Raw genomic sequence first — 12,731 nt, 5'->3', positions numbered from 1 at the left:
GTCCGCTAGTCAACTCGATCGCGGCGCGCGGTCAGGCGTGTGAGTGTTCGTGTGCGGGGTGGTCGTGGCCGCCGTCGTCGGGTGCGCCCTTCATCATCCGTAGCATCGACCAGGAGCCGCTGCGGATGAACACGGCCAGCAGGAACGACGCGATCAGCAGGAACACGATGTTGAGCCAGGTGGTGTAGTTCCAGCTGATAGAGGTCGCCACGATGCTCAGATGCCGGTTCGTAGGGATCAGGCCCAGCGGGGTGAACAGCAGTTCGACGGCGTAGCCGGCGAGGACCATCGCCCCGTAGAAGATCCCGGTGATCCGGAGGGCTGCCTTCCAGCCGTAGTACTTCCGGTAGATGACGATGATCGGGATGATGATCAGGTCCGCGAAGATGAAGCTGACCACCCCGCCGAAGCTGATCCCACCGTTCCACAACACCGCCGCGAGGGGCACGTTCCCCACGGAGCAGACGAAGCTCACCATCGCCAGCACCGGCCCGATGATCGGGTCGATGATGAACGCCAACGTCGGATGTCCCTCGAAGAAGACCGCCTGCAGCCAAGCCTTCGGCACCCAGGCATCGAACGCGCCGGCGATGAGCAGACCGATGATGATGTCGCGGAGCACGGACGCCCAGTCCATCACGAAGTACTGCGACACGCTCGTCAGCCCAGGCTTCGAGAACAACCGTCGCCAGAACCCCTGATCGCCCGGCACCGACATGTCCATCGCCGCGTGCCCCTCCATCGACCCAGCGAGCCCCTTGTCGGCCTGCTCACGGGCGGCGTCGAGGATCCTGCCGCGCATCCAGAGCCGGAAGCCGAGGGCGATGAGGATGATCATGATCGGCCCGCCGACAAACTCCGCGACCGTGAACTGCCACCCCATCACGAACGCCAGGATCAGCCCGAGCTCGACAACGAGGTTCGTCGACGCAACCTCGAACGCCATCGCGGCGCTCAGGCTCGCACCCTTCCGGAACAGGGCCCGCGCGAGCGCGACCGCGGCGTAGGAGCACGACGATGACAGGGCGCCAAGCCCGGTCGCGACACTGATCGCGCGTGGCGAGTCGTCGCGCATCAGCTTGGTGATCTGATCCGTACGGACGATCGCCTGGATGATGCCGGACAGGGTGAAGCCGAGCACGAGGGGCCAGAGGATCTCCCACCCCATCGAGCCAGCAGCCGCCAGCGCATCACCAACTCCTCGCAGCACGAACACGGGACCCTCCTTCGTCGGAATTCAACCTTGCTCCGCTGCAACGATCTCGGTATTGGCGCGAACGTGTGAAAGCACGCACGCGCAAGGCAGACGATGTCTCACTAGACGATCCCCAACCGGACACTTGGGCCCTCGGAGGCGGTCCGCGTCGGCTGTGAGCAGCTCCGCTCAGTGTCGCCCTTCAAGCTTCTTTCCCTGTCGTCCCGCGTCACGAAGCGGACCGGTTCTCGAGGTGCGGAAGATCGTCGGTGCGGGCATGGGGTGGTGGGTGCATACTGGTGGTGTCTTCGGACCCGGCAGTGGGGCTTGCCGGACCCAACCTCGACACTCGTCGACAACAGTCCCTATCTCAGCTGGTCGCGCTTCTGCACGCCTGAGGTAGGGAGATGTCATGGTCGAATCGAACACTGCCGGTGTTGTCGTCGTCGGTGTGCAGTCCGGGCAGGCGCACGACGTCGTCGGTGTCGCGGCTGCCGTCGCTGAACGCTTCAGCGCCCCGATGGTGTGTGTGGTCGTCGATCCGGCGCTGCTGTCAGCGGGGATGCGTGCGGACGGGTCGGAGATCATCGAACCGATCGACCCGGACACGGCGGACAGCGACCCGCAGCAGCTTCCCGACGATGACGTGCGGGTCATTCACGGTCTTGCTGCGGCGCGGTCAGTGGGCGTCGAGATTCTCTCCCGGGTCGGAGATCCGAGTCACGCACTCGCTGCGGTGGCTGAGGAACGTGACGCGGTGATGATCGTCGTCGGATCCCAGGCTGGCCGACGCCGGATGGCGGAACTGCTCACCGGGTCCGTCGCCGCGCATCTGACGCATCAGCAGCACCGGCCGGTGCTGGTCGTCCCGCACGACCCGGTCGGCGCCACCGTCCTCCTCCCGTCGGAAGCCCCGTGACTGGCACGCTGACGCTCCTGCGGCATGGGGAGAGCACCGCGAACGAAGCCGGCACCTTCACCGGGCTCCTCGACGTCCCGCTCACGCCCCACGGACGACGGCAAGCGTCCGCAGCCGGATGGCTCCTCCGGTCGAACCACATCACGCCGGACGTCGTGGTCACCTCCACACTGCGCCGTGCCGTCCGCACCGCCGAACTGGTCTGCGACGCCCTCGGGACACAGCTGCCCACAGAAGCGGTGTGGCAGCTCAACGAACGCAACTACGGCGCCCTGACCGGGATGACGAAGACCGACGCCCGCTACAGGCTCGGTGACGACGAGTACATGCGGCTCCGCAGGTCCCGTACCGGCACACCGCCACCGATGTCGCTGCAGCTATGGGAGGAACTGCGGTCGAGCTCCGCGCTGCACGGCCTGCCCGACGGCGCCCTCCGACGCACCGAGGCACTCTCGGACGTCATCGAGCGGGTCCGCCCCATCCTGCAGGAACGACTCCTGCCGAGGCTGCGGGCCGTGCGGAGCGTCCTCGTCGTCGCGCACGGGAACTCGCTCCGTGCGTTTTGCGCATGCATCGACGACCTCACCGACCCGGAGCTCGAGCAGCTCAACCTGCCGACCGGGCAACCCGTGCAGTACCACCTCGCCCCGACGGGTGCTCTCGTCCCTCGGGGTGGGGCGTTCCTCGATCCGGTAGCAGCACAGCACGCCGCGGCGCTGATCGCGGCAGAAGGCGGAACATGACCACCCGAACGGACACCCCGATGCCCGACGACCAGCTCCCTCCCGACCCCGACGTCGACGTCTCCGACCCGGCAACGACCATGCGGCCGGTGCATCTGCGGTGGCGGTACGTCGGCCTCGTCGCCATCGGTGGGGCAGCCGGTACTGCCCTCCGCGACGTCATCAGTAGCCTGCTCCCCGCCCAAGGCGGGGCGAGTTGGTCGATCTTCTGGATCAACATCACCGGAGCGCTGGCCCTCGGTGTGCTGTTGGAAGCGCTCGCGCACCGCGGGCCCGACGCCGGCCGCCGACGCGTGCTGCGGCTGCTCCTCGGCACCGGGGTCCTCGGCGGGTTCACCACCTACAGCACCCTCGCCGAGTCCACCGCCGCCCTGTTCCTCGACGGGCACGGCCTCGCCGGCACCGGCTACGCACTCCTAACCGTCCTGTCCGGCGCGATCGCGACCGCGGTCGGTCTCGTCGTCGCCGGCTGGTTCCGACCCCGCACGGAGGAAGCATGAGCCCGCTCCTGGTCCTCGCCGTCGCCCTCGGCGGCGGTGCCGGCGCTGCCGGCCGGTTCCTCCTCGACGGGCTCATCAACACCGGCCGAGAGTTCCGGCTCCCTGTCGGCACGTTGACGATCAACATCACCGGGTCGCTGCTGCTGGGGATCACCGTCGGCGCCGCCACCCACCTCGGCGCGGTGCCGGTCGCCGTCCTCGGCACCGGGGTGATGGGCGGCTACACCACGTTCAGCACCGCCAGCTTCGAAACCGTCCGCCTCGCCCGCAGCGGCCGCATCACCGCCGCCGCGATCAACGGTCTCGGAATGCTCGTCGTCTCCGTCACCGCCGCGACCGCCGGCATCCTCCTCGGCGGCACCCTGTGACCACCCCGCCCACGGACCACACACCCGCTCCAGAACCGGAGGCATCCATGCTGTTCGACGTCACGATCGAGATTCCCCGCGGTAGCGGCAACAAGTACGAAGTCGACCACGCCACCGGCCGGATCCGGCTCGACCGGGCGGTGTTCACCAGCATGGTGTTCCCCCAGGACTACGGCTCCATCGACAACACCCTCGGCGATGACGGCGACCCCCTCGACGCCCTCGTGCTCCTACCCCGTCCCACGTTCCCCGGCGTCGTCATCACGGTCCGGCCGGTCGGGATGCTGCGCATGGTCGACGAAAACGGCGGCGACGACAAGATCCTCACCGTCCCCGCCAACGACGACCGCTTCGCGCAGCTGCAGGACATCACCGACGTGCCGGAGCACACGCTGGCGGAGATCGAGCACTTCTTCTCCCACTACAAGGAGATCGAGCACGGCAAGCACGTCAGCACCAACGGGTGGGCCGACCGTGCTGCTGCCGAAGCCGTCATTCGCACCGCGCAGGAAGCCCACACCCGACACCCGTGACCCACGGGTCCACAGACTGCCACGGGGAGGCACTGGCGCCGAGTGATCGCCAGCAGGTCGTCCCTCCGCCTCCCCGCGGCTTCCCCTTCCAACCACACCCCCGCTCGACGCATGACCCGAACCGAACCGAAGGAGCGTCACCATGAACGACTACATCAGCGGCATCCACCACCACGGAGCCCATCAGGGTGAGTACGTCACCCACCACGACCACCCCGTCACCATCGACGCCGTCCACGGCGCCCGCATCCTCGACTCCCGCGGCTACCCGACCGTCCGCGTGTCCCTCGAGCTCGACGACGGCCGCACCGTCACGGGGGACGCCCCCGCGGGCGCATCCACCGGCGCCCACGAAGCCGTCGAGCTCCGTGACGGCGGTTCCGCGTTCGGGGGCCGGGACGTCGCCCAGGCGCTCCACCTGATCGACACCGACATCTCAGGGCTCCTCACCGGCCGGTCGTGGTCGGCGATCGGGCAGATCGACGCCGCCCTCGCCGAACTCGACGGCACCACCGGGTACCGCCGGCTCGGCGCGAACAGCGTCGTCGCGACCTCGATCGCCGCATCCCGAGCTCTCGCCCACGCCGCGGACCGGTCGCTCTGGCAGTGGATCGCCGAGATCACCGGCTCGACGCCGCGGATGCCGGTGCCGCACTTCAACGTCCTCAACGGCGGCGCGCACGCAGCGAACAAGTTGGACTTCCAGGAGTTCATGATCGCCCCCGTCGCGGCGACGTCGATGGCCGACGCCGTCCGCGTCGGCGCGGACGTCTACCACGCCCTCGCGGCCCTAGTGCGGGACCGGTTCGGCAGCCTCGGCCTCGGCGACGAGGGCGGCTTCGCACCGTCGATTGCCGCCCCCGAGGAAGCGCTCGACCTGCTCGTCGCTGCGATCCGTAGCGCCGGCTACGAGCCGGGCGTCGATCAGGTGGCGATCGCGCTCGATCCGGCCGCGAACGAGTTCTCCCAGGGCGACGGCTCCTACCGGGTGCTCAACGACAGCCTCGACCGGGACGGGCTAGTCGACTACTACCGGCATCTGGTCGACGCATATCCGATCCGGAGCATCGAAGACGGGTTCGCGGAAGACGACCATGAGGGGTTCCGCCGCATGCAAGCGGCACTCGGCGACCGGATCCAGATCGTCGGCGACGACCTCTACGTCACCGACCCACAGCGGATCCGCGAGGGCGGCGAGCAGCAGCTGACGAACGCGGCACTGATCAAGCCGAACCAGATCGGCACCGTCTCGCAAACCCTCGGCGCGATCGCCACCGCCACCAGCGTCGGGATGGCCAGCATGGTGTCGCACCGTTCCGGCGAGACCACGGATACATTCATCGCGGACCTCGTCGTCGGGACCGGCACCGGGCAGCTCAAGTCCGGCGCACTCGCCCGCGGGGAACGCGTCGCGAAGTACAACCGGCTCACCGAGATCGCCGAGCAGCACCCGGAGCTGCCCTACGGACTGATCTGACCACCGGTACTCGAGCTGCGGACGGTGTCCAGGAACGCCGTCACAGCGGGCCCCGGGCGGCCCGACCAGATCGCACGCAGCGGCCGGATCAGTGGCGGGCCGAGCAGCGGCACCCGGACGAGGGCACCGTCTTCGAGGTCATTGCTGACGGTGCGGAGGCTCATCACCGCGGGCGCAATGCCCGCTCGAGCGTTGGCGCGGATGATGCCCGTCGTCTCGAGCACCGCCGCTGGCGCGACCGGGCGGAGCCCAGCATCGTTGAGCCACGTCTCGACCGTGGCGCGGGTTCCGGACCCTTCCTCGCGCAGCAGCAGCGGCGTCTCCGCGAGGTCATCCGCGGTAATGCCAGAAGCGCTTGCCCACGGATGGTGCGGAGCGACGACGACCACGAGTTCGTCCTCATCGACCACCAGCGATGACAGATCAGCCGGCGCAGCAGGAGTCTCCGTGAACCCGACGTCGGCAGCGCCGGAACGGACGAGGTCCATCACAGCAGCAGAGTTCCCCGCGATCAAGCGCACCGACGCATCCGGCGCAGCAGCCCGGTGGGCGAGCAACCATGCGGGCAGCAGGAGTTCGGCGATCGTCTGCGACGCTGCAACGGCGAGGGACCCCGCGGGTTCTCGAAGCGCGGCGACTCCTGCTTCGAGCCGACGGGAGGCTTCCAACACCGGAACAGCCAGACCGAGCACCACTCGGCCTGCGTCGGTCATCGCGGTCCCTGATGCCGTCCGGCGCGCCAGCGGCTGACCGATCGCCTGCTCCGCGGCACGCAGGCGCGCCGACACCGCCTGCTGCGTCACCCCCAACACGTCCGCCGCGCGGGTCAACGAACCGGTATCCGCGACGCGGACGAGGAGCTCGAGAGTGTCGAGGTCCAGAGTCCGGTCCGTCAACCGCCGCAGTGCCACAAACGACCATTGTGCCCTGCCAACGAGTTCGCCGTTCCCGAACCACGGGGCACACGCGCACGCTTAGTACATGTCCGCTCACTTCGCCCACGCACCCGCAGCTTCCGAGCACGGTGCGCGAGACCGGCGGCTGTTCCGGGAGCTGGAGCGGCCGGGCCTTATCGTGTCGAACCTGACCCCGAACTGGTTCGCGTCGATCATGGGCACCGGGATCGTCGCCGTCGCCGCTGCATCACTGCCGCTGCAGTTCCCGGGCCTCCGCACGGCGGCGACGATCGTGTGGGCGATCGCAGCGGTGCTGCTCGTCGCCCTCACGGTCGCGACGGTCCTTCACTGGGTCCGGTACCGGAGTACCGCAGCGAAGCACCACCTCCACCCGGTGATCTCGCACTTCTACGGCGCACCGCCGATGGCGTTCCTCACCGTCGGCGCCGGCACCATCCTCCTCGGCAAGGACTGGATCGGCCTCCCCGCCGCCGTCACCATCGACTGGGTCCTCTGGAGCATCGGCACCATCGGCGGCCTGCTCACCGCGGTCCTGGTGCCGTACCTGGCGTTCACCCGCCACGAGAACAAGCCCGACTCCGCGTTCGGGGGTTGGCTCATGCCGATCGTCCCGCCGATGGTGTCCGCCTCCACCGGCGCACTCCTCCTGCCCTACGCCCCCGCCGGTCAGGCGCGCGAAACCCTGCTGTGGTCCTGCTACGGCTTCTTCGGCCTCAGCCTCATCACGTCCCTGGTCGTGATCACGCTGATCTGGAGCCGACTCGCGCAACACAAGGTCGGCGCCGCCGGCATGGTCCCGACCCTGTGGATCGTCCTCGGACCCGTCGGCCAGTCCATCACCGCAGTGAACCTCCTCGCATCGAACGCCCCCACCGCCGTCGACGCCTCCACCGCCCACGCCCTGCTGGTCGTGGCGTTGGTGTACGGGTTCGCGATGCTCGGCTTCGCGCTGCTGTGGACCGTCATCGCCCTCGCCATCACCATCCGCACCGCCCGCGAACACCTGCCGTTCAGCCTGACCTGGTGGTCATTCACGTTCCCCGTCGGCACCTGCGTCACCGGCCTGAACGGCCTGGCCCTGCACTCCGGACTCACCGTCGTCGCCGTCCTCGCAGTCGTCTACTACGCCGGCCTCGTCGCCGCATGGATCACCGTCGCCGTCCGCACCTTCCACGGCTCCGTCATCCGCGGCGCCCTCCTCGCACCACCACAGCCGGCATGAACACCCCCGACGAACTCGCGGACGAGGTCGCGGACGTTCGATCCCTGAACGCCCTCGCCGAGGCATGGCGCACCGCACCCGACGGCTCACGGCGGTTCGTCCCGAACTTCGACCCGAGATCCGGCGGCACATCCAGCCGCGTCCTGGTCCTCATGCAGTCACCCGGCCCCCAGACCATCGCCGCAGCGCACACGGCGATCTGCAGCGAGGACAACCCGGGCCCGACCGCGGCCGCGTTCCGCGCAGCCCGCATCGAGTCCGGACTCGCACGCAACGACTACCTCCGCTGGAACCTCATCCCGTGGGAGATTCTCGGCCGCGTCCGACCTGTGGACATCGACGAGGGGCGACACGCCCTCGAAACTCTGCTCGAGGTGCTCCCCGTGCTCGATGCCATCGTCACGTACGGGACCGCCGCCCTCGACGGAGTCATGCGGCACCTCACCCTGGACGAGCACCCCCGACTCGTACCCGTCATCGCGGCACCACACCCCTCTCCGGCCAACGGCCGCCATCGCGCGGAACAACAACGACGTTCCGTCCAAGCGCTCCGGCTTGCGGCGCTGACTCACCGGCTGTAGCAAATACGAACGATTCCGCTACAACTGCCCGTGCCGACGGTTCGGCAGCGTGTGAGGCGGCGTGTCTTGTAACGGAACCCAATCCCGGAATCTACGTGCCGCCACTACCCCTCCTGGTCGAGTTTCGCTACGTTCTCTCCATGGGTCACCTCCTCGGGTACGCGCGCGTGTCCACCACCGACCAGGACGCGTCGCTACAGATCGACGCGCTAGGCGCCGCCGGCTGCTACCGCGTGTTCGTCGACACCATGTCCGGGTCGCTGCAACACCGGCCCGAGCTCGACAAGCTCCTCGACCAGCTCCGCCCCGGCGACACTCTCGTCGTCTGGCGACTCGACCGGCTCGGTCGATCCATCCGGCACCTCATCGACCAGCTGCACGCACTCGCCGAACGCGGCATCGGGTTCCGGTCGCTGCAGGAGACCATCGACACCACCTCACCCGGTGGCCGGCTTGTGTTCCACGTCTTCGCTGCGCTGGCAGAGTTCGAACGGGACCTCATCAAGGAACGCACCAACGCCGGCCTCGCCGCCGCCCGAGCCCGCGGCCGCACCGGAGGCCGACCATCTCGGCTCTCCGCGGACCAGGTGCGCACCGCACGCCGGCTCTACGAACAGCAGGACATGACCGTCGCGCAGATCGGCGATGTCCTCGGCGTCAGCCGCACCACCATCTACCGGACGCTCGCGAAGCACGCCGAACCCGTCGCCCGCCGACGCGCAAAGCCCTCACCGACGATGTAGCCGGTCATGGACGCGAGCGAGCGGTGGCGAATCCTTCGACTGCACGTCGAGGACGCAATCCCGCTTGCCACCCTGGCCCGCAGCACGGGCGTCACCGAGCGCACCCTGCAACGCTGGCTCGCCCGCTACCGGACAGGCGGATATGCCGCCCTCGCCGACGACGCTCGCGCCGACCATGGCGTCCGACGCACAGCACCGGAACTCGTCCGCCTGGTCGAAGGGCTTGCGCTCACCAAGCCGCGGCCGTCGATCGCCACCATTCACCGTCAGGTTGGCGTCCACTGCGCTGAACGGGGACTGCCGTCGCCGTCGTACTCCGCCGTGCGGTCGATCGTGAACGGGCTCGATCCCGGAATGGTGACGCTCGCACTCGAGGGGCCAGCGTCATACCGTGACAAACACGAGCTACTGCTCCGACGTCGCGCGGACCGCCCGAACGCGATCTGGCAGGCGGACCACACGATGCTTGACCTGCTCACCGTCGGGCCCGACGGCAAGCCCGCACGACCGTGGTTGACGGTGATCCTCGACGACTACTCCCGCGCGATCTGCGGGTACATGGTGTTCCTCGGTGCCCCGTCAGCGGCGAACACCGCGCTCGCGCTGCGCCAAGCGATCTGGCACAAGCCGGAACCGGACTGGCCCGTCTGCGGGATCCCGGACGTGCTCTACACGGACCACGGGTCCGACTTCACCAGCCATCGTCTCGGCGACACCGCGGCTGTGCTGCACCTCCGCATCATCCACTCGCAGGTCGCCCGGCCCCAGGGGCGCGGGAAGATCGAGCGGTTCTTCGGCACGATCAACACCGAACTGCTCCCAACGCTCCCCGGCCACCTCGCAGCCGGATCCTCGGCGCCGACGCCGGCGCTGGATCTCGGCGGCGTCGACAGTGCCATCAGCACGTTCATCCGCAGCTACAACGCCCGCTCCCACCGTGAGCTCCGGACGAGCCCACTGCACGCGTGGATTGCAGACGGGTGGCTGCCACGGCTCCCGGAGTCCCTTGAACAGCTCGACGGGTTCCTGCTCACCGTCCCCACGACGCGGGTCGTGCAGCGCGATGGCATCCACTTCGAGGGCCTCCGCTACACCGCGGCCACTCTCGCGCCGTTCGTCGGTAGCACCGTGAGTGTCCGGTACGACCCACGCGACGTCACCGAGATCCGCGTATTCCACCGCGACGTGTTCCTCTGCACCGCGATCAGCACCGAGCACCAGACCGAGACGATCAGCCTCAAGCAGATCCAAGCCGCCAGGAACGCTCAGCGCCGGGCTTTACGCGGGCAGATCCACGAACGCATCGCGATCGTCAATCCCAAACTCGACGACACCACCACACCGCCAGCCGTCGAGACGGATCGGCCGCGACTGAAGACCTACGAGGAGGACCGGTCATGACGAGCCAGTTCATCGTCACCAAGGAGCACCGCCGGTTCGCGGAGTTTGCCGACGCGGTCCGGAAGCAGAACACCATCGGCGTCTGCTTCGGGCCCGCCGGCGTCGGCAAGACCCTCTCAGCGCGCCGCTACGCGCACTGGGACAGTATCGGCCCGTTTATCGCCAGGTGGGCCGCACGCAGTGAAGACGACACCAAGATCTACGCCGCGGCCCACCGCGCACGGACCGTCTTCTACACGCCCGAGGTCTCCGCGACGATGCGCGCCCTGCAAGAGGACCTCCGGCACGACATGGTCCGCACCGAACGCTGCATCGAGGAACACCTCGTCCTCCACGGCGGCCACGTCGACCACGCGCACGGCCCCAACCCGTCACTGCTCGAGCTGATCATCATCGATGAGTCCGAACGCCTCACCGGCAACGCGATCGAGTGGCTGCGTGACCAGTACGACCGCACCGGGATCGCGATGATCCTGATCGGCATGCCCGGCATCGAGAAGCAGTTCACCCACTACCCGCAGCTCTACAGCCGCCTCGGTTTCGCCCACCAGTACCGTCCGCTCGGCCACGACGAGCTGCTCTTCGTCCTCGAACGTCAATGGCGCAAGCTCGGCAAGACAATCGACCCCGACGACTTCACCGACGCGCAAGCCATCGCCGCCGTCGAACGCATCACCCGCGGCAACTTCCGGCTCCTCGAGCGCCTCCTCCCGCAGATCCAACGCGTTCTGAAGATCAACGAGCTCGACGTCATCACCAACGACGTCGTCGAAGCCGCCCGCAGCACCCTCGTCATCGGCACCACCTGACCCGACACCGATCGCAGCGAGAAGGACGACACAGAGCGCGGCTGCTCACAGTTCATCGGCGCAGATTGCTGCGGACCGCGTCGAAGTGCCCGAGCGTCCGGTTGACGACCGCCAATCGGACGCCTCTTGCCGCGGTGTGCCGTCGTATCCACTTAGCTTCGCGAGGAGACGCGGAGTCGTTCTGTCAGACTCGGTCGGATGATCGCGCTTGTTTCGGCCCCGACGAACCTCGGCCTGCGGCCACCAGAGCCGGGTGCGGTTCCCGGAGCGGCGAAAGCACCCGAGGCGCTTCGCGAAGCAGGTCTCTACCGCCGGCTCGTGGAGCAGGGAGCCACCGACGCCGGCGTGGTCCTTCCTGGCCGGTACGTCGACGACGACGCGACCCGCATCCCGGGCGTCGTGCGAAACGAGGGCGCGATGATTGATCACGCGCGGCGGCTCGCGGACCGCATCGACGCGGTACTGGCAACCGGTGCAGCGCCGTTGGTCATCGGCGGAGATTGCAGCGTGCTCCTCGGCGCGGGTCTTGCAATGAAGCGACGGGGCGGTGTCGGGCTGGTGCACGTGGACGGGCACACCGACTTCCGGCACCCGGGCAACAGTGACGAGTGCGCGAGTGTCGCGGGGGAGGACCTGGCCGCTGCAGTTGGGTCCCACTGGCCATCTGTGTCTGACATCGACGGTGCCGCCCCGTACTTCGACCCCGCACGGACCGCCCACGTCGGCTGCCGCGATGACGACGCCGAACTGGCGGAGGTTCGCCGCGTGGTCGGTGCGGTCGTCCCGACCTCGGAGTGGAGCGGTCGCGGTACTGCTGCCGTCGTCGACGTCCTGCGAACGACTGCGGGTGCTGCTGGCTACTGGTTGCAGGTCGACGTCGACGTGCTCGACGCAACCGTGATGCCTGCCGTGGACAGTCCTGACCCGGGCGGCTGCACGCCCGAGGAACTAATCGAGCTGCTTCGCGGGCTCGCACCTCGCGCTATCGGTGCGTCGATCACGGTCTATGACCCGGACCTCGACCCCGATGGCACGTACGCGCTCCTCTTGACGGACATTCTCACGGTCAGCCTTGGTGACCTCGGCAGCGAGTTGCGGTAGCGACGTCCGGTAGCGGATGGCCTGGCGGACTCCCACTCAGTAATCGGGGTCCTGACGGTCCTGGTCCTGCCAAGGGAGCATCCGGCCAGCGACGAGCGACAGGACCCCGCCGAACATGAACACGAGGGCGACAGCCCACCACGGGTTGCGTCGCTCTCGCTGTCCTTCATTGCTCATACGCTCACGGTAGCGAACCGCCATCGCCGTCCGATAACCGATCGG

The 12,731-nt window shown here is 68.3% G+C and carries 15 protein-coding genes; 12 read left to right on the top strand and 3 right to left on the bottom strand.

Features of this window, described 5'->3' with window-relative positions; genetic code table 11:
- Positions 1-31 precede the first annotated feature (31 nt).
- On the bottom strand, positions 32-1,216 hold the full coding sequence (locus tag M3677_RS13410) for a permease (RefSeq protein WP_251155648.1): 1,185 nt from the start codon (positions 1,214-1,216) through the stop codon (positions 32-34).
- A gap of 391 nt (positions 1,217-1,607) precedes the next feature.
- On the opposite strand from M3677_RS13410, the gene M3677_RS13405 reads away from it, so the two are divergent.
- The 6 genes from M3677_RS13405 (at position 1,608) to eno (ending at position 5,735) form a co-directional block, all read left to right on the top strand.
- Complete coding sequence (locus M3677_RS13405; RefSeq protein WP_175324845.1) at positions 1,608-2,114, top strand: universal stress protein; 507 nt, start codon at positions 1,608-1,610, stop codon at positions 2,112-2,114.
- Complete coding sequence (locus M3677_RS13400; RefSeq protein ID WP_251160804.1) at positions 2,111-2,857, top strand: 2,3-diphosphoglycerate-dependent phosphoglycerate mutase; 747 nt, start codon at positions 2,111-2,113, stop codon at positions 2,855-2,857. Before M3677_RS13405 ends, M3677_RS13400 begins: the two co-directional genes overlap by 4 nt.
- On the top strand, positions 2,854-3,357 hold the full coding sequence (locus tag M3677_RS13395; protein WP_251160803.1) for a CrcB family protein: 504 nt from the start codon (positions 2,854-2,856) through the stop codon (positions 3,355-3,357). The genes M3677_RS13400 and M3677_RS13395 overlap by 4 nt, the downstream gene beginning before the upstream one ends.
- Positions 3,354-3,725, top strand: coding sequence for a CrcB family protein (locus tag M3677_RS13390; protein WP_251160802.1), 372 nt, complete (start codon positions 3,354-3,356; stop codon positions 3,723-3,725). The genes M3677_RS13395 and M3677_RS13390 overlap by 4 nt, the downstream gene beginning before the upstream one ends.
- 47 nt (positions 3,726-3,772) lie before the next feature.
- Positions 3,773-4,258 carry an inorganic diphosphatase gene (locus M3677_RS13385; RefSeq protein WP_251160801.1) on the top strand — a complete coding sequence of 162 codons (486 nt, stop codon included), beginning with the start codon at positions 3,773-3,775 and terminating at the stop codon, positions 4,256-4,258.
- A gap of 142 nt (positions 4,259-4,400) precedes the next feature.
- Complete coding sequence (gene eno / locus M3677_RS13380) at positions 4,401-5,735, top strand: phosphopyruvate hydratase (RefSeq protein ID WP_251160800.1); 1,335 nt, start codon at positions 4,401-4,403, stop codon at positions 5,733-5,735.
- Here eno and M3677_RS13375 read toward each other — a convergent pair.
- Positions 5,720-6,646, bottom strand: a complete 927-nt coding sequence (locus tag M3677_RS13375; RefSeq protein WP_251160799.1) for a LysR family transcriptional regulator — start codon at positions 6,644-6,646, stop codon at positions 5,720-5,722. The genes eno and M3677_RS13375 overlap by 16 nt on opposite strands.
- Before the next feature lie 70 nt (positions 6,647-6,716).
- Between M3677_RS13375 and M3677_RS13370 the strand changes: the two genes are divergently transcribed.
- The 6 genes from M3677_RS13370 to M3677_RS13345 all read left to right on the top strand — a co-directional run bounded on the left by M3677_RS13370 (position 6,717) and on the right by M3677_RS13345 (position 12,509).
- The gene (locus tag M3677_RS13370; RefSeq protein ID WP_251160798.1) at positions 6,717-7,874 is read left to right on the top strand and encodes a TDT family transporter; all 1,158 of its coding nucleotides are present in this window, start codon (positions 6,717-6,719) and stop codon (positions 7,872-7,874) included.
- Positions 7,871-8,455 (top strand): uracil-DNA glycosylase family protein, encoded by a 585-nt coding sequence (locus tag M3677_RS13365; protein WP_251160797.1) that lies wholly within the window; start codon positions 7,871-7,873, stop codon positions 8,453-8,455. The genes M3677_RS13370 and M3677_RS13365 overlap by 4 nt, the downstream gene beginning before the upstream one ends.
- Before the next feature lie 140 nt (positions 8,456-8,595).
- On the top strand, positions 8,596-9,198 hold the full coding sequence (locus M3677_RS13360) for a recombinase family protein (protein WP_002857200.1): 603 nt from the start codon (positions 8,596-8,598) through the stop codon (positions 9,196-9,198).
- A 6-nt stretch (positions 9,199-9,204) separates the two neighbouring features.
- Positions 9,205-10,599, top strand: coding sequence for a Mu transposase C-terminal domain-containing protein (locus M3677_RS13355; RefSeq protein ID WP_251160796.1), 1,395 nt, complete (start codon positions 9,205-9,207; stop codon positions 10,597-10,599).
- Entirely contained in the window at positions 10,596-11,408 is an 813-nt protein-coding gene (locus M3677_RS13350) for an AAA family ATPase (protein ID WP_251160795.1), read from the top strand. Before M3677_RS13355 ends, M3677_RS13350 begins: the two co-directional genes overlap by 4 nt.
- A gap of 198 nt (positions 11,409-11,606) precedes the next feature.
- Entirely contained in the window at positions 11,607-12,509 is a 903-nt protein-coding gene (locus M3677_RS13345) for an arginase family protein (RefSeq protein ID WP_251160794.1), read from the top strand.
- Between the two features lie 36 nt (positions 12,510-12,545).
- Here M3677_RS13345 and M3677_RS13340 read toward each other — a convergent pair whose 3' ends face one another.
- Entirely contained in the window at positions 12,546-12,686 is a 141-nt protein-coding gene (locus tag M3677_RS13340) for a hypothetical protein (protein WP_251160793.1), read from the bottom strand.
- Positions 12,687-12,731: the final 45 nt, after the last annotated feature.

This window comes from Curtobacterium sp. P97 (assembly GCF_023712445.1).
Classification (GTDB): Bacteria; Actinomycetota; Actinomycetes; order Actinomycetales; family Microbacteriaceae; genus Curtobacterium.
The sequence above is the reverse complement of the archived record's forward strand: the minus strand, read 5'-3'. Positions and strand labels throughout refer to the sequence as shown.

Bases quoted from the DNA above. Each gene is read 5' to 3' on its own strand.
- M3677_RS13385 (WP_251160801.1), top strand. From the start codon at position 3,773: ATGCTGTTCGACGTCACGATCGAGATTCCCCGCGGTAGCGGCAACAAG.
- M3677_RS13390 (WP_251160802.1), top strand. From the start codon at position 3,354: ATGAGCCCGCTCCTGGTCCTCGCCGTCGCCCTCGGCGGCGGTGCCGGC.
- M3677_RS13360 (WP_002857200.1), top strand. From the start codon at position 8,596: ATGGGTCACCTCCTCGGGTACGCGCGCGTGTCCACCACCGACCAGGAC.
- M3677_RS13350 (WP_251160795.1), top strand. From the start codon at position 10,596: ATGACGAGCCAGTTCATCGTCACCAAGGAGCACCGCCGGTTCGCGGAG.
- M3677_RS13345 (WP_251160794.1), top strand. From the start codon at position 11,607: ATGATCGCGCTTGTTTCGGCCCCGACGAACCTCGGCCTGCGGCCACCA.
- M3677_RS13340 (WP_251160793.1), bottom strand. From the start codon at position 12,686: ATGAGCAATGAAGGACAGCGAGAGCGACGCAACCCGTGGTGGGCTGTC.
- eno (WP_251160800.1), top strand. From the start codon at position 4,401: ATGAACGACTACATCAGCGGCATCCACCACCACGGAGCCCATCAGGGT.
- M3677_RS13365 (WP_251160797.1), top strand. From the start codon at position 7,871: ATGAACACCCCCGACGAACTCGCGGACGAGGTCGCGGACGTTCGATCC.
- M3677_RS13405 (WP_175324845.1), top strand. From the start codon at position 1,608: ATGGTCGAATCGAACACTGCCGGTGTTGTCGTCGTCGGTGTGCAGTCC.
- M3677_RS13395 (WP_251160803.1), top strand. From the start codon at position 2,854: ATGACCACCCGAACGGACACCCCGATGCCCGACGACCAGCTCCCTCCC.
- M3677_RS13355 (WP_251160796.1), top strand. From the start codon at position 9,205: ATGGACGCGAGCGAGCGGTGGCGAATCCTTCGACTGCACGTCGAGGAC.
- M3677_RS13370 (WP_251160798.1), top strand. From the start codon at position 6,717: ATGTCCGCTCACTTCGCCCACGCACCCGCAGCTTCCGAGCACGGTGCG.